12 protein-coding genes are annotated in these 15,800 nt (G+C 63.8%); 1 reads left to right on the forward strand and 11 read right to left on the reverse strand.

The window, feature by feature from the left end; all coding sequences use genetic code 11:
• The 11 genes from WKW79_RS21915 to WKW79_RS21965 all read right to left on the reverse strand — a co-directional run.
• Window positions 1-1,491: T6SS effector BTH_I2691 family protein (locus WKW79_RS21915; protein WP_340337322.1), on the reverse strand; the 1,491-nt coding region annotated here is incomplete at its 3' end.
• Window positions 1,488-2,429, reverse strand: a complete 942-nt coding sequence (locus WKW79_RS21920; protein ID WP_340337323.1) for a DUF4123 domain-containing protein — start codon at window positions 2,427-2,429, stop codon at window positions 1,488-1,490. The genes WKW79_RS21915 and WKW79_RS21920, both read right to left, overlap by 4 nt.
• Before the next feature lie 8 nt (window positions 2,430-2,437).
• A complete protein-coding gene (locus WKW79_RS21925) occupies window positions 2,438-5,293 on the reverse strand; it encodes a type VI secretion system Vgr family protein (protein WP_340337324.1) in 2,856 nt (951 codons plus the stop codon).
• A gap of 106 nt (window positions 5,294-5,399) precedes the next feature.
• On the reverse strand, window positions 5,400-8,120 hold the full coding sequence (gene tssH / locus WKW79_RS21930) for a type VI secretion system ATPase TssH (protein ID WP_340337325.1): 2,721 nt from the start codon (window positions 8,118-8,120) through the stop codon (window positions 5,400-5,402).
• 18 nt (window positions 8,121-8,138) lie between these two features.
• Window positions 8,139-9,257, reverse strand: a complete 1,119-nt coding sequence (gene tssG, locus WKW79_RS21935; protein ID WP_340337326.1) for a type VI secretion system baseplate subunit TssG — start codon at window positions 9,255-9,257, stop codon at window positions 8,139-8,141.
• Entirely contained in the window at window positions 9,221-11,062 is a 1,842-nt protein-coding gene (gene tssF / locus WKW79_RS21940) for a type VI secretion system baseplate subunit TssF (protein WP_340337327.1), read from the reverse strand. The genes tssG and tssF overlap by 37 nt, the downstream gene beginning before the upstream one ends.
• 3 nt (window positions 11,063-11,065) lie before the next feature.
• Window positions 11,066-11,560: a type VI secretion system baseplate subunit TssE gene (tssE, locus tag WKW79_RS21945; protein WP_340337328.1), complete on the reverse strand. Its 495-nt coding sequence runs from the start codon at window positions 11,558-11,560 to the stop codon at window positions 11,066-11,068.
• A gap of 93 nt (window positions 11,561-11,653) precedes the next feature.
• Entirely contained in the window at window positions 11,654-12,157 is a 504-nt protein-coding gene (locus tag WKW79_RS21950) for an Hcp family type VI secretion system effector (protein WP_340337329.1), read from the reverse strand.
• A 75-nt stretch (window positions 12,158-12,232) separates the two neighbouring features.
• Window positions 12,233-13,717, reverse strand: coding sequence for a type VI secretion system contractile sheath large subunit (gene tssC, locus WKW79_RS21955; RefSeq protein ID WP_340337330.1), 1,485 nt, complete (start codon window positions 13,715-13,717; stop codon window positions 12,233-12,235).
• A 4-nt stretch (window positions 13,718-13,721) separates the two neighbouring features.
• Entirely contained in the window at window positions 13,722-14,237 is a 516-nt protein-coding gene (gene tssB / locus WKW79_RS21960) for a type VI secretion system contractile sheath small subunit (RefSeq protein ID WP_340337331.1), read from the reverse strand.
• Window positions 14,238-14,262: 25 nt separating this feature from the next.
• Window positions 14,263-14,976, reverse strand: coding sequence for a tetratricopeptide repeat protein (locus WKW79_RS21965; RefSeq protein WP_340337332.1), 714 nt, complete (start codon window positions 14,974-14,976; stop codon window positions 14,263-14,265).
• Between the two features lie 174 nt (window positions 14,977-15,150).
• Here WKW79_RS21965 and tssJ point away from each other — a divergent pair, with 174 nt between their 5' ends.
• Window positions 15,151-15,777: a type VI secretion system lipoprotein TssJ gene (gene tssJ, locus WKW79_RS21970; RefSeq protein ID WP_340337333.1), complete on the forward strand. Its 627-nt coding sequence runs from the start codon at window positions 15,151-15,153 to the stop codon at window positions 15,775-15,777.
• Window positions 15,778-15,800: the final 23 nt, after the last annotated feature.

Consider the following 15,800-nt stretch of genomic DNA (forward strand, 5'->3'; position numbering starts at 1 on the left):
ACGGGAGAGGCCTCCTGGAGCGTGTCCTACGGACACCTGCGGCGGGTCATCGACATCTGACTGACACGCCGCTTCTCCGTCGTCAAGCGACGGGGAAGACCGGACAGACACGACGTGGGTATCTTTGTCGCTGTAGCGACCCATGACCGCGAGCAGCGCTTCGGCAGTCAACCACTTTCCTTGGTCTTCGCCAATTGCTGCGCGCAAGGCTTCGACTTTTTCGTAGGCAGGTTGGTGCGCACCGTCAACAAAAGTCTTCGCGCTGGATTGGTCAAACAGTCTCGCAAACTGCGCGTCGCCCGCCTTGTTGGCCGCGTCTTGCGCCAGCTTCTGTTGACGCGCGAACTCAGCATCTCGGCGCTCCTGCTCTGCTTCGCGCCGGGTATCGCCTTCAGAAAAAGGGTTGCCAGCCTGCTTGTAGCGATGCCGCAATCTTTCGAGTTCAGCATCGTTGCGAGCCATTGCACCTTTTTTGACCAGTTCCTGCAGACTCTGCGCGCTAACCACTGTTTGCAGAACCCACTCGTTATTGACGCCCTTGGCAAAACCTCCCTCGGCTTGTTGACTTTGCCAGTGCGCGTAAGTCGTGTGCGCCTCCGACTGAAGGTGCCCCAGTTCCTGTGCAATTCCAATGGCATCCTCGCAAGCCGCCACGGCCCCCTTCCCAGTTTTGAGGAACTCGGCCACCTTCCTCAGCCGCGCACCGTGTGCGATAGCGAAATCCGGCTGTTTGACCGTGATCGTGTACATTTCTTCGAAGCCAGTGGCGGCTCCGCTGGCCATGTCAAGTTGCGGAGTCGCCCGTTGGGTTTCGTAATCACCCCAGCCGCGCTCCTGCGCATTGGAACCCATGAGGCCGTACATCAAGGGCTCGCAAGCGCTGCGCAACGCTGGACTCGAAAGTGCCGAAAACTCAACCACTTGGCTGTCCAATTTGTTTGGCTCCACGGTGTCCTTCTGATTCGTACTCCCGCCCGTCCATCCGGCCACATCGAAGCTCTGCATGTACTTGGGCAGGTCTTTCGCAATCACATTGAACAGGTGCTTGTGATCGACCGGGTCGGGGTTAAACATGTACCAGAGCTTCTTGACTTCCTTGGCGTCCTTGACCCACACCATGCTCCTGTTGGCCTGCAGCGCTGCGTCGCGTGAGCAGGCAACCAACGGCATCGCGTCGCCCGGCGTAGACAGATCGAACTCGGTCAAGTACCCGTGAGGGTGGACGACATAGCCTTTCCACTCATCAGCAAAGCAACGGTCAGCGTCTCGTTCAATATGAACATACAGGTAGCCCGCGCGCAGCATGCGCAGGTTGTATAGCGCAGTCTTCATCGCCACCTTGCCGGGCGTCGTCTGCAAGGGGTGCGCAGGCTTCAAGGCCGCCAGCGCATCCATGCCCTTTTGCTGCGCGCTGTAGGCCGCAGCGTAGCGCGTGAACAGAATCGGCAAGCCCTTGCGATTGCAGTTCTTGCACGGTGTTTCGCACGTCATTTTTCTCCCTCACTCTTTTCTATTTGCCAACCGCGCCACACGAAGTTTTCGAGGTCCTCGTCTGACAGACGAGACGCAATGCCCTGCTTGAGCAATCGGTCCATCGCTTCACCGTCGGGCTGGTTCTGGACCGCAATGCCTCTCTGTGCACATCGCGCCCACACCCTATTGCCCACGGGCGCAACGTGCGCCATGGCCCACTGCGTCGCATTGAACAGACGACGGATATCGAGTTGTGATGGCGACTTCGGCGGCGCTTCGTTCGGGCCGAACCAACGCACTTGCCAACGCGCGCGTTCGTCGTCTTCCTCGAGCGTCCACGCTCCCCACGGCTGGCGCAGTGCCCACCATTGGTCGATCGGGCCAAGCCAGCAACGCTGCTGGGCGGGCGCGAGTGTCGGCCACACTCGCTGCATGACGCGCGCGTCGTGATAGCGAAACAGGCGAAGCGTGCTGGCGCCTTCGGGCCATTGGTCACCCAAGCGCGCCAGATGCCGGCTGATGGCCTTCGGGCCGGCCTTGCTGAGAAGAACGGCGCAGAAGTGTTGCCGGGACAAGCGCTGCAACGATGCATCCCATGCAACGCCGAGCAGACCGGCCAGCCATTCTTGAGCAAAGACTTGCGCCGACGCGCCGCCTGGCTCCCTATGCCACGAATCGTCAGGCAGTTGCACGAGACACGGTGCATCGTGTTCACGGCCTTTGAACATAGGGTCTGGCACCGCGCAGCGTGCCGCCGCTTGCTCGGGGTAACGAGCCTCAAAGGCACTCGCCAGCGGATTGGCTTGCCAGCGGTCAAGCAGGAGATACGCCCGACGCGGCCGCCCGCTGTCGATGTCGGCGTGGAGCATCAGTTCGTGGCAAAGCGTAACCAACTCCCGTGACGGCGCGGGGAGCGCATCGCCCTCACTGAGCAATGACGGATCCAGACTTTGCATTGCCAGCTTCAACGTGACACAGAACCGCTTCCGGCGCTCGCGGCTTCGGCTTCCTGCGTTGCGCACCCCTTGAGTGCGCCCCTCCCCACCGAATTGCTACTGCTATCCCCCATTGGCGAAGTCATGCTGTGCATCCCATGAAACATCACCTTCCCCGGCGCATGGATCTTGATGCTGCTGCGTTCCAGCTTCAAGTAGGCCCCGCCCACCGTCAGCAGCACATGCGTAGGCGCCTCGACCTCGATCTCCCTGGTCACGCTGGCGATCGTCACTTTCTTGTCCGCTGCGATCTTCGTGGCGCCGTCCTGGCTTTGCAGCTTCACCTTGCCGCTGGCCGCGTGCAGGCTGATGCCGCGTTCGGTGTTCGGCTCCTCGCCCTTGGGCTTCGTGCCCACCGTGTACAGGCTCACGCCCTTGGCGACGGCGATGGCCGCCTGGCCTTGGGCCATCAGGTCGATGTCCTCGTTGGCAACGACGGTGCTGGTCTGGCCGCTCACGATCACCGCCTCCTTGGGCGTGGCGATGGCGATGCCCATCGGCGCGGTGAGTTGCAGGTGCGGCTCGCTCCACGCGGTCACGCTGCCTTGGCCGCCGCCTGTGGCCTTGATGTCACCGTCGCCAGCGCCATCGCTGTCCGCGCCTGAACCGCCTTCGTTCGTCCCCAGTACCTTGGCCACGTGCCTGAGGCCTTCAATCGGCTCCAGCTTGTCGGGCTTGGCCTCGCCCTTGAGCATGGCCTTCTGGGTCTGGGCGCTTTCGGCGAGGGATTCCGCGAGTTCGCGCGCCTGCGTGGTCTGGTTCTGCGCCTCGCGGCTGGCCATGAAGGGGCCGGTGGCGTTGGGTTGCGCGTAGGCGCTGACGAGCAAACCCGATCCTGCGCGGATCGCGCCTTGGGCGGTGGTGGCCAGCTCGGCGCCGTGGCCACGGTCCTTGCCGCGCTGGTTGTCGTTCTGCTGCTTGTGGTGGCCCAGGTGCAGGCGGCTCGCGGCCTGGGTGGTGGCCAGGGCCAGGCGGCTTTGCTGCGGGGTGTCATCGAAGACGAGTTGGTTGTAGCCGCCGGTGCCACTCTGGCTGGCGCGCATCTCCTGGGTCTTGATGCCGCTGTAGACGGCGTTGTGAGCGTGTTCGCCCTCCTGGCCGGCGAACCAGGCGGGGGCGCTGCCGGTGGCGTTGGCTGCGCCCGATTGCTTCTGGTTGTACTGGGCGTCGGGTGCGCCCTGGCCGTTGTAGAGCGCGCCGACGACCACGGGGCGGTCGATGTCGCCATGCAGGTAGTCGACCAGTACTTCCTGTCCACTGCGCGGCGGGCCGGCTTGGCCCCAGTTGGTGCCGGCCATGGCGTTGGCCATGCGCACCCAGGCGCCGAGCTGGTGGCTGGCGGGGGCGTTGTTGTCGCCGGCCGGATGCGCGAGGCGGCTGCTGGAGCCCGCGCCGCGCTGCCAATGGAATTGCACCTTGATGCGATGGTCGCGGTCGGTGTGGATGACGTTGCCGTCACCGATGACGATGGCGGTCTGGCTGCCGCGGATGGTGGGCTTGGAGTGGATGGCACGGCCCTGGCCGTCCAAGGTCAGGGGGCGGTAGGGGATAGCGGCGCGTACGGCGCTGAAGTGGTTGCGGTAGTGGGGGACGGCTTCGCTCGTGGCCTTGGCCGGACGGATCTTGTTGGCCTTGGCGTCGTTGCCCACATCGGCAACGGGCCGCAGTTCCTGCGCCAAGTCGGAGGCGCCGAGCTCTGCATCAGCCGCGCGCTGCAGGTCTTCATCGAGGTTGTTGCGCGCAATGTGGCGCACGCTCAGCACCGCGAAGCACCGGTCTTCCGCGCCGTCGCGGTCGTGCACCGGGTGCTGGGTCAGCGTGAATGTGCTCGCGGGGCTCAGGGTGCGTACGGTGCCTTCGCCCTCGAAGGTCTTGTTGCGCAGTTCCAGCGCCTCGAGGGCGTTGCGCAGGCGGCGTGCGCCCTGCCTGCTGGTTTCCCAGGCGTAGTGGCCGGGGTCGCCGGCCCAGTTCAGCGTGGTGCGATGGCGCAGGCTGTTGGCATGGTTGCTTGCGTCCTGCAGCGGGCGCGCGCTGACGGACTTGTAGTCCCAGCTCACCTGGCTCAAGCTGTTGGTCTGCAACTGGCGGCAGGCGTGCCATTGCAGGATGCTGTCCTCGGCTTCGCTCGCGTCGGCGCGGTGGAAGCGGGCCTCGGGTTGGGCGTTGGGTTTGAGCGCACCGGGGTGATCGGCGATGACCAGGGTGTGCTGGCCGAGGCTGTCGCCGTTGGCGGCCTCGTGCTCGAACCAGTAGTACAGGCCCTCCTCGGCCAGCAGGCGCGTGACGAAGGCCAGGTCGCTTTCGTTGTACTGGGTGGTAATGCCGCGCTGCGGGTAGACGCTGCGGTCGGCGATGTCCCAGCACCATTGGGGGTTGAGCTGGCCTTGGGCCTGATAGTCGGCGAAGACCGCCTCGACGATGTCGAAGACGCTCATGTCCTGGAACAGGTAGCTGTCCTGGCGCCATTGCAGGAAGCTGAACCACGGTTCGATAACCAGGCCGTAGCGCGCGAAGCCACCGTTGCTGGAAACGAGCGTGGCCTGGGTGACGTGGCCGTGGAAGGGGCGTAGCTCGGTGCGGCTTTGCGCGGTCTGCAGGTCCAGGCGCACAGCCTGGCCCATCAGGCGCTTGAGGGGAATGTGGGCGTCGTCGCAAAGCGCGGTGAGCTCGAGGCGGAAGCCACCGTTGTCGATGGACTCCGTGGCTTCGAGTGTCTCGGCCAGCAGTCGATCGGGGCCGAGTGGCGTGTGCAGCACCAGCAGCCGGTGGCGCTGCTCGAAGCCTGCGCGCAGCAGGCTGCCAACCTGGAATGGACTCACGAACATTTGTTGTTCTCTCCCTGTTCTCTCACTCATCACTGAAGGCCTCGAGCGCCATCAAGACACGCGCTCAAGTCTATGTTGCATTGCCTCCTGCCCGGTCCCCGCGCGTTCAGGAAATCTTGTACTTGAAGTCGCCGTTCTTCGCCGAACTCACCTTGATCCTCCCGATCTGCGCCTCATCCGCCATGCGCGTCAGCACTGCCTCGGCGATCTCCGGCAGCAAGGTGCCGTTGAGGATGTGGTCGACATTGCGCGCACCCGAATCCACCTCGGTGCACCGCGCCAGCACCGCCTCGACCAGCGACGCGTCCCACTCGAAGACCGCCTTGTGGTTCACCGCGATGCGGTCGCGGATGCGGCCCAGCTTCAATTCGATGATCTGCACCAGCACTTCATCGGTGATCGGATAGAACGGCGCGACCTTCAGCCGCCCGAGGAAGGCCGGCTTGAAGGACTTCATCAGCGCCGGGCGCAATGTGTCCGCAAGCGCATCGGGCGCGGGCAGTTCGTCGCCGGACTTGTTGAGGCAGGCCTGCATGATCTGCGGCGAGCCGATGTTCGAGGTGAGGATGATCAGCGTGTTGCGGAAGTCGATCTCGCGCCCTTCGGCGTCGTCCATCATCCCCTTGTCGAAGACTTGGAAGAACATTTCCATCACGTCGGGATGCGCCTTCTCGACCTCGTCGAGCAGCACCACGCTGTAGGGCGCGCGGCGCACCGCCTCGGTCAGCACGCCGCCCTCGCCGTAGCCGACATAGCCGGGCGGTGAGCCCTTGAGGCCCGACACGCTGTGCGCCTCCTGGTATTCGCTCATGTTGATGGTGATGAGCTTCTTCTCGCCGCCGTAGAGGATGTCGGCCAGCGCCAGCGCCGTCTCGGTCTTGCCGACGCCGGACGGCCCGACGAACATGAACACGCCGCGCGGCTTGTTCGGGTCTTCCAGGCGGGCACTTGCAGTTCGCACGCGCTGGGCCACGGCCGCCAGCGCATGGTCCTGGCCGATGACGCGCTCACCGAGCAGCTTGTCGAGGTTGCGCACGGTGCGGATCTCGTCCTTCACCATGCGGCCGAGCGGGATGCCTGTCCACGCCGAAACGATCTCCGCGACCACGTGGCCGTCGACCTGCAATGGGACCATGGGCGTTTCGCCCTGCAGCGCTCGGAGTTCGGCGAGAAGTGCGTCGAGTTGACTTGGCGCCGCGCCGGCTGCGGCCTTCTTGCCGCGAGCAGAAGACTTCGGGGCAGTCACTTTTTCAGCGGCCTTCTCATTCGCCTCCGCGGGTGCCGCAGCAACAGGCGCTGCCTCGCGTTCCGCACACAAGACCCTGATCCGCTCGACCAGTTCGCCTTCCTTCTTGAGCTTGGCTTCGTACTCCACCAGCGACGTCTGCGCTGCCGCCTTCTGTTCCGCCAGCTCGGCCAGTCGCCCCCCATGCCGGCCACCCGCCACAGTGTCGCGATTGAGCGCAGCCGTCTCCGCATCAAGCCGATCGATAGCCTTGCGCGCCTCCTCAATCAACGCCGGCGTCGCACTCTGCCCCAGGGCAACCTTCGCGCACGCCGTGTCCAGCACCCCCACTGCCTTGTCCGGCAGTTGCCGACCGCTGATGTAGCGATGGGACAGTCGCACCGCCTCGGTGATCGCCTCGTCCAGCACGCGGATGTTGAAGTGCTTCTCCATCAACGGCACGATGCCGCGCAGCATCGCCGAGGCCAGCGCTTCGCTCGGCTCCTCGACCTTCACCACCTGGAAGCGACGCGCCAGCGCCGCGTCCTTCTCGAAGTATTTTTTGTACTCTCCCCAAGTCGTCGCCGCGATAGTGCGCAGCTCGCCGCGCGCCAGCGCGGGCTTCAGCAGGTTGGCCGCATCATTCTGGCCGGCTTGCCCGCCCGCGCCGATCATCGTGTGCGCCTCGTCGATGAACAGGATGATCGGGTGCGGGCTCTTCTTGACCTCGGCGATGACATTCTTCAACCGGTTCTCGAACTCGCCCTTCACGCTCGCACCCGCCTGCAGCAGCCCCATGTCGAGGGTATGCACTTCCACGCCTTGCAGCACCTTCGGCACATCGTTCGCGGCAATCCGCAGCGCCAGACCTTCGACCACCGCGGTCTTGCCGACACCAGCCTCGCCGGTCAGGATGGGGTTGTTCTGCCGGCGCCGCATGAGGATGTCGACCACCTGTCGGATCTCGGCATCGCGACCAATCACCGGGTCGAGCGCACCGTCGCGCGCGCGCTGCGTGAGACTGGTGGTGAACTGGTCCAATGCCGGGGTCTTGCCTGGCTGCGCGCCCGGGTCGGGTTCGGCGACCGGCGCATGCTCGGAAGAGCGCGCGGCGCTCGCATCGGCCGCCTCATCAGAGCCATCGGTGATCTTGTCGAAGTCGTGCTTCAGGTCTTCCAGCCGGACCTTGGCGAACAGCGGGGAGCCGCGTTGCGCAAGCTGCGACAGGTCCGGCTCGGTCAGCAGCGCCAACAGCAGATGCCCGGACCGGATCGCCGTCACATGCGCATCGAGCGAGGCCAGCAGCCAGGCATGCTGGAACAACTTCTGCAGGTAGGTCGAGAACACCGGCGTGCGCGTATTGCCGTTCTTGAAGGTGTTGATCTCCCGTTCCAGGTCGGACTGCAGCGCCGTCGGGCTGATGCGGTTGGCCCGCAGCACGCGCGCGATGTCGTTGCCCGGCTGCTCCAGCAGCGCGAGAAACAGATGCTCCAGGTCGACCTCATAGTGCCCGCGCGAAAGGCACAGGTTGGCCGCACGCTCGGTCGCGGCGCGCGCAGAAGGATTGAGCTTGGTGATCAGCGTCTTGAGTGATGTGCTCATTGCTTTTGTTGTGGAAGTTCAGGTGTTCAGTGGATGCAATTCGTACGAGGTGTCGCTGCGGTCCTGCTGCACATCGCGCGTGGCCAGGAAGCTGTCCCAGCCGAGGTGACTGCCCTGCGGCTCGTCGAGCGTGACCGAGCGCACCTCCTCCTTGGCCAGGATCAGCCGCACTTCGTATTCGACGGTCACACCGGCCAGCAGCCCAAGCATCTTTTCCAGCGCCTTCGCATGCGCCTTGCCCGGAAAGAAATCGCGAAACTGCTTGCGCTTGAGGGGTCCGATCCACAGCCGGATGCGCAGGTCGCGCTGCCACACGCGCACGCCCGCGAGCGCCGTGTGTCCGAGCTGGATGTTGTTGCCGCCGAGCTGGGACATCTGCGACTCCGGCACGTCATACCACTTGCCGAGGAACTGCTCCACGCGGATGCGGCTCTTGAAGTAGTCCGACAGCACCCTCTGCAGGAACACCGCCGACATCGGCCGGTGCTGCACCGCGGCTGCGTAGCCGGCCACGCTCTCGTCGAACACGCGGCCATCACCTTCGCTCAGCGGCTGCCGCTGCGCCTTGTGTTCGAGGCCCGACAGCGCCAGCAACGCCGGCAGGTAGGCGCGCGTACGCTCATGCTCGTAGTGCAGCGGCAGGCGGTACTTGCGCCAGGCCGCGTAGAACAGCGCGGCGGCGCGGTTGGTGAAGATATCGAGAAAGGCCCGCGCTGCACTGTCGCGCTGGTTCTGCTCGCGCCGCTGCAGGATCTCGGTGTAGGCGATGGGCAGCGCGCCGGAGCCGCCGAGCATGCCGAAGAACGCCGGCGTGATCTCGACTTTGTCGATGGCATCGGACTCGGGATGAGGCAAGCTCGCCCAATCGCTGCCCGACACTGCCTCGCCCGCGGCATTGCGCAGTTGCAAGCCCTCGATCTCGCTCGGCGGAAAGCCCAGGTTCAGCGAACTCCGAAAGCGCATGCGCTGCGGCACCATGCGGTCGCCGGGCACCAGACGCTGGTGCACGTCGCGCTCCTGCCGGCGCAGCATCGCCAGTTCGAGCAGCCGCACCGCCTGGAAAAACTCGAAACGATAGGGCTCGCGTTCGAGCTGCTCGATTACAGCAGGATCGAATCGCCGCTGCGTGGCTTGCATCGCACGAGCTCCTCGTTGCCGCAGGACGACAGGATCACCAGTTGGGTGAAGCTGTTCAGGTGCACATAGAGCCCGAAGAAATGATCGAGCACGCGTGCGAACGCCTGCAGGCTGCTGCCCACGAAGCCGGCCTCGTCGACCGTGATATGCAACTCGATGCCGCGCACGAAGGTCGCGAAAGGTTTTCCCGGCAGCCATTGCGTCGCGGGCTTCTGCTCGATGGCGACCAGCGCCTCGATCTGCCGGCTCGACACCGCCGTGCGGCCATGGTCGTAGAGGCGCAGCATTTCCTTGAGCGCAGGCAGGCCGCTGCCGACCAGCGACAGATGGTTCAGCGACAGGTGCGAGATCAGGCGCCAGTGCGCGCCCTTGCCCCGCGCCACGCGTTGCGTACGAGTCGGCCGGCGCAGCAGGCGGATGCCTTGCGCGACCGTGTTGCCATCCACGAACAAGTCCCCGCCCGGCAGCCCGACCGCCATTCCGCTCGGCACATCGCGGTTGGTGCAGGTGATATCGATGCTGAGCGTCTCGGTCACCGGCGCGGCGGGGTCGAAGTCGATGTCGACGATGGAGATCTCGGTCTCGTAGCCGGGGCTTTTGCTGGCCACCAACTCGTTGCGACGCGCGAACCAGTAGTGCTCGGAATCCCTCGGCTGCTCGCCATGGTGCAGCGAATAGAACGGGCGGAACTCGATGAAGGACTTGTTCCCCGGCGTCTCCTTGACGATCGTGACCGAGTCGATGCTGTAGACCTCGTAAGCCGACGCATGCTTGGTATCGCCCAGCACCGGATAAGCCGCCGCCGTGTGCGTGATGCGGATCGGGTTGGCCGGCTGCTTGAACAGGTTGACGACCGGCGTACAACCCAGCCGCAGATTGCGGCTAGACACGCCCTCCAGCAGGCGCGACACCGGCGAGTCGGCGCGCAGGTTGCGCATCACCCAGTGCAGCGTCACCGTCCTGCAAGGACCGACGGCCTGCACCGCCTTGCCCAGGTCGATGTCCACGAAGTTGAACTTCTCCGGGAAGGCGAAATATTCGCTCAGCAAGCGGTAGGCCGGATGTGAGCGTGCAGGCAGTTCGATGAGCGCATCGTCCTCGTCGAAACCGACCTCATGCAGCAGTTCACCCTTCACCGGCGTCCACTTGCCGCTGCGATTCGGTTCGACGAACACCGCGGCGGTCTTCAGGAACATCGCGTCGGCGAGTGCCATCGCGAGCGAAGGCTCGGCATCGATGAACACGCGCAGGCGATCGAGTCCCAGCTTCTGCAACGACGTCTGTTCGCCCACCAATTCGATCGTGACCGACAGGCTGGCGGTCGCGTTCTTCGGCAGCGTCACATGCAAGGGCGGATTGACGACCGAATGAAAGACAGCGTCGGCGATCTGCACCGGCGCCAGTGTCACGTCGTAGGCCGTGCGAAAGCAGCAAGTCACGCCTTGCATCGGGCGCGACTTCAGGACAGCGCCTCGCTCGACAGTCTCGCCCATGCTCAGTTTCGCGACCGCTTCGCTGCTGTCGAACTGCGCGATCGAGCACGACGGGAATGCGCGCAGGTAGTGCGGATACAGGATCTCCAGCAGCGCCTCGGTGAACTCGGGATAGTCGTCGTCGAGCTTCTTGCTGATGCGCGAAGTCAGCAGCGCGAAGGACTGGATCATCCGCTCGACGTGCGGATCCTCGCTGTTGTCCGAAGGCATCGCAAGCCGCGCTGCGATCTTCGGATAGTTGTCCGCGAACTCCTGCGAGTAACCGCGCAGGAACGCCAACTCGCGCTCGTAGAACGGCAGTAACTCTTCCATGATTTATGGGTAGTTGCGGGCCTTGCTGGCCCCGCGGGTCACGGAATATTGAAGGGTGGTCGGTTGCAGGAGCGCATCGAAATTCACTGGCTCCTTCATGGCGGGCAACGTAAGCAAGGCGGTGATACTGAAGTAAAGAACACTCGTGTTGGACTGGCCGTCGAGTTCGAGCTTCACCACGACCTCCTTCAATCTCGGCTCGTGCCGGCCGATCGCCAGTTCGATGGACCTGCAGATGAAGGTTCGGTCGTTGAAACTTGCCAGGCTGAGTCCGGAAAAATCATTGAGCCCGTAGGTGAGGACCGAGCTCTTGCATTGGTCCAGGCCGGTGAGCATCTGCTCCGTGAACACCATGCGCGTGTTCAGCAAGGTCTCCAGGTCCCGTGCCACCGCGTTCTTCATCTCCTCCAGCGAAAAGTTCCGCAGCGCTGGCGAAGCCGGTCCGCGGCGATCGTCGTCAAACAGCTTGTTGAACAAGCCGGGTTCAAACCCCGTCATTTTGTTTTTCCCCGCGTTCGGGCGATAGCCGCGAGGCTGCACACCCAAAAAAGAACCGCGGCAAAAGCCGCGGTTCTTGCCGGCAGATCAGACTCAGACCGAATAGGTCTTGTCGTTCTTGGTCAGGCTCCAGGCGCCTTGCGAATTGCCGCCCTGGTTGCCGCCGATCTTCTGCTGGATGTACTTCCACTGAACAGCCGCGTACTTGAGCGAGAAGGTTTCGCTCGGCACACCGGTTTCGACGACGCTCGGGCTCACGCTGGCGATCAGCACGTACTTGAGCTTGATCTCCATGTACTTCACGCGCTTGCCTTCACCGTCGGCACGGTAGAACTCGATGGTGACTTCATCGAAGGTGCTGCCGCCCGAGGCGTGCTGGTACAGCAAGGGACTGACAACGTCCATGTCCTTCGTGAAGATCATCTCGCCGTGTTCGCAGCGCTCTGCGGTGTGGCCACCCGCGGTGGAAGCGGTTGCCGAACGCGGCTGGACAATGGTGTGGTGCCAGGTGTTGACCTCGATCCAATCCTTGTGATCCTTGTCCTGCGACTCGCCCTTGATGGCCGGGCTACCGAATTTGACGTAAATGTCTTTCACTCTTACCTCTCCTGCTGAAGTTTTTGATTACGAAACAACCAACACACTGACACCGTACAGGCAAGCCACCACGGCCTACTTGTTGACGGACGGGGGAAGATCCGCCACGAGCCGCAGCGAGATCGACAATTCATCGAGTTGAAAGTGCGGCCGCAGGAACGCGACCGAACGGTAGACACCCGGCTTGCCGGGCACCTCGGACACCTGCACCGAGGCCTCGCGCAACGGGAACTGAGCCTTCTGCTCCTGCGACGCGTTGTCATCGAGCAGCACGTACTGCGAGATCCAGCGGTTCAGGAACTGCTCGACACTCTGCGCAGAAGCAAAGCTGCCGATCTTGTCGCGCATCATCGCCTTCAGGTAGTGCGCCACGCGCGACACCGAGAAGATGTACTGGAGTTGCGCCGACAGCACGGCATTGGCATTGGCACTGTCGGTGTTGTACTTCTTGGCCTTTTGCAGCGACTGGGCGCCGAAGAAGGCGGCGTAGTCGGAGTTCTTGCAATGCACCAGTGGGATGAAGCCGAGGTCGCTCAGTTCCTTTTCGCGACGGTCGGTGATCGCGATCTCGGTCGGGCACTTGAGCGCGATATCGCCAGCATCGGTCTTGAAGGTGTGCGTGGGCAGGTCCTCGACCAGGCCACCGCCTTCGACACCACGAATGGCTGCGCACCAGCCGAAGTCATCGAACGCCGCGGTAAGGCGGGTGGCAAAGGCCCAGGCCGCATTGCACCAGAGGTACTTGGAGTGGTCGGTGCCATCGACATCCTCGACGAAATTGAAGCTGTCGACGATCGTGCCTTCCTTCGGGTCGTACGGCAGGCGCCCCAAATAGCGCGGCAAGGTCAGGCCGACATAACGCGAGTCTTCGGAGTCGCGAAAGGATTTCCACTTGGCGTATTCAACCGTGTCGAAGACCTTGGCCATGTCACGCGGCTTGCCCAAGTCGGAGAAGGATTCAAGCCCCAGCAACTCGGGCGACGCGGAGCTGATGAAGGGCGCGTGCGCGGCAGCGGCTACATGCGACATCTGCTCGAGGAAGTACATGTCTTCCGGCTGGCGGGTCACTTCGTAGTCGCCGATGATCGCGCCGAAGGGCGCACCGCCGAAGGTGCCGAACTCTTCTTCGTAGATCTTCTTGAACATCGAGCTCTGGTCGAACTCGATGGCGGACTTGAAGTCTCGCACCAGGTCGCGCTTGGTAGCGTTCATCACCTTGATTTTGAGCATCGACCCCGTGGGGGTTTCCTTGACCAGGTAGTCGAGGCCACGCCACGTGCTTTCGAGCTTCTGGAACTGTGGCGCATGCATCACCGCGCTCAGCTGGGCCGAGATCAGGCGGTCCAGGTCCGCCACGCGGGCGTCGATCATTGCCGAGACGTTGTCGGACACGATGACGGAGCCGTCAAGCACCTGGCTCACCAGCTCACCGATGATGTCGCGGGCGCGGGAATGCTCGGACTCGGACTTCGCGACCTTGCTCTGGTCGACGATCTGGTCGAGCAGGCTGGTGGAGGCCTGTGCGTTGTCGGCGAATGCCGCTGCTTGTGCTGCGCTCATCGGTTCAGCCTTCCTTCTTCTTCGCAGCGTCCTTGCCCAGGCGCTGCAACTGTTCGGTGTTGCCGAGCACGTCGGCCAGCAGGTCTTCCAGCTTGCCGTTGCCGGCCATCTTGTTGCGCAGGTCGGCCAGCTTGGTGCGCGCGTCGAGCAACTTTCGCAGCGGCTCGATCTGGTCGACCACCGCTTCAGGCGAGAAGTGGTCCATCGAGGTGAAGGTGAGGTCCACGCCGAAGGTGCCGCCACGCGCGTCGAGCTTGTTCTCGACCTGGAAGGCGGCGCGCGGTTGCACGCCCTGCATGACGTCGTCGATGTTGTCGCGGTCGACGTTGACGAACTTGCGGTCCCTCAGCTTCAATTGGTCGACGCGTGACTGGCCGGCCAGGTCGGCGACCACGCCCACGACGAATGGGAGTTCCTTCTGCTCGATGCCGTCACCGATCTCGACGTCATAGGTCAGTTGCACCCGCGGGGGACGCACTTTTTGCAAGCGCTTCTGGACGCTTTGTCTTTTGGTAGCCATGGATTTCCTCCCTGCAAGAACGCAGTTACTTCAACGCATCGAATGGATTGCCGCTGCCGGAGCGGGCGGCGGGTGGCGCAGCGGGCGCGGCCTTGGCAGGTACTGCAACGGGCTTGACGGCCGTCGTGGGGGTGGTTGCCGGCGCGGACGTGGTCGTCGACGGCGCATCCGACGCAGCGGCAGGTGCGCGCGGGGGTTTGGGGGGCGGTGCCCGGCGCGCCGGCGTCGTGGCGCGCGCGGGCTCCGTGGCGGGAACCAGCACCGAGGTGCCCAGTGTCTCGCGCAGCAGTTGCGCAAGCCGTTGGGCATCGGCCGTGGTGTCGCCGCTCAGCGAGCTGTCCTTGCGCAGGTCTTCCAGCGACCGGGCCGCCAGGCGAAGGCCGCCCACAGCGGTGACGCTCTTGGCTTGCCGGTTGGAAGGATCCCGCTTGAGTGTTTCTTCAGCCGCGACGATCGCGAGGCTGTAGTTGCCCTGGGCGAAATGGATCTGTGCGATGCGGGACCAAGGTTCCCCGCGGCTGGGGTTCTTGGTCGCGATCTGCTGGTACATGCCGATGGCGCGTTCCTTGTCGCCAGCCTTGTCGCTTGCCGCGACCTGGTCGGCTTCCGCCATGCTCTTGCCGAATGCCTCGGAGGACTGTGCCGCCGCGGTTGTCGTCGGCGTATTGGCGCATCCGGTCAATAGGCCCGTGGCGAGAGAAAACGCCACTACCGCACTTGCAATGTGCTTGTTGTTCACCACTACTCCCTGAAGTCTTCTGTTTTGTCGGAAAGGCCACTCGCCTTTTCCAGCCCGGCCGAACGATACTACATATTACTTACCGGTCGGCAACGGCCCGTACCAAACATGAGGGAGAAATACTCAATGCGGACTCGATCCGTTTCGCAAGCGGCCCTGCCGCGATACGAGTCAATGCGCGGCGCTCCGTACCGCTTCATCGCGGCGATGCTGTGTGCCACAGTACTGGCGGGCTGCGCCTCTCCATTGGCCACCCTGGGGAGCGTCGCCAAGGTCGCGCTGGAAGTCAGCGGCATCACGAAGCCGGAGTTGCCGGAGTTGCAAAAGCCGCCGCGCAAGGTCCCGGTCTCGATCGCCACCGGCAAGAACCTGAATGCCGGCGACAGCGGCCGCCCCCTCTCGGCGGTGATGCGCATCTACAAGCTGAAGGACACCACGGCGTTCTACCAGGCGCCTTTCGATGCCTTCGTCACCGCGGGCCGCGACAAGACCGCGCTCGGCGACGACCTAATCGAAAGCCGCGAGATCACGCTCATTCCGGACCAGCAGCTCAATCTCAGCGAGACCCTGCCGCGCACGGTCAATGCGATGGGCATCGTGGTGCTGTTCCATTCGCCGGGCGGGCAGCGATGGCGCGTCGCCTTCGATGCGGCCGAGGCCGAGAAAACCGGCGTGGTCATCGGTGCGCATGCGTGCGCGCTGACTGTCACGCAGGGCGCGGTGCTCGACATGCAAGGGCATGGCCAAAGCGAGCCGCCGCGCAACTACAACAGGCTCGCGCAGGTCAACTGCCGCACCTGATTTTTTCGGGGTCGCATGAGATA

Origin of the sequence: Variovorax robiniae, from assembly GCF_037889955.1 — a bacterium.
Taxonomy (GTDB): Bacteria; Pseudomonadota; Gammaproteobacteria; order Burkholderiales; family Burkholderiaceae_C; genus Variovorax; species Variovorax robiniae.

What these genes read in the sequence shown, in the direction of transcription:
- WKW79_RS21920 (WP_340337323.1), bottom strand. Translation starts at nt 2,429, where the DNA reads ATGCAAAGTCTGGATCCGTCATTGCTCAGTGAGGGCGATGCGCTCCCC.
- WKW79_RS21925 (WP_340337324.1), bottom strand. Translation starts at nt 5,293, where the DNA reads ATGTTCGTGAGTCCATTCCAGGTTGGCAGCCTGCTGCGCGCAGGCTTC.
- tssH (WP_340337325.1), bottom strand. Translation starts at nt 8,120, where the DNA reads ATGAGCACATCACTCAAGACGCTGATCACCAAGCTCAATCCTTCTGCG.
- tssG (WP_340337326.1), bottom strand. Translation starts at nt 9,257, where the DNA reads ATGCAAGCCACGCAGCGGCGATTCGATCCTGCTGTAATCGAGCAGCTC.
- tssF (WP_340337327.1), bottom strand. Translation starts at nt 11,062, where the DNA reads ATGGAAGAGTTACTGCCGTTCTACGAGCGCGAGTTGGCGTTCCTGCGC.
- tssE (WP_340337328.1), bottom strand. Translation starts at nt 11,560, where the DNA reads ATGACGGGGTTTGAACCCGGCTTGTTCAACAAGCTGTTTGACGACGAT.
- tssC (WP_340337330.1), bottom strand. Translation starts at nt 13,717, where the DNA reads ATGAGCGCAGCACAAGCAGCGGCATTCGCCGACAACGCACAGGCCTCC.
- tssB (WP_340337331.1), bottom strand. Translation starts at nt 14,237, where the DNA reads ATGGCTACCAAAAGACAAAGCGTCCAGAAGCGCTTGCAAAAAGTGCGT.
- tssJ (WP_340337333.1), top strand. Translation starts at nt 15,151, where the DNA reads ATGCGCGGCGCTCCGTACCGCTTCATCGCGGCGATGCTGTGTGCCACA.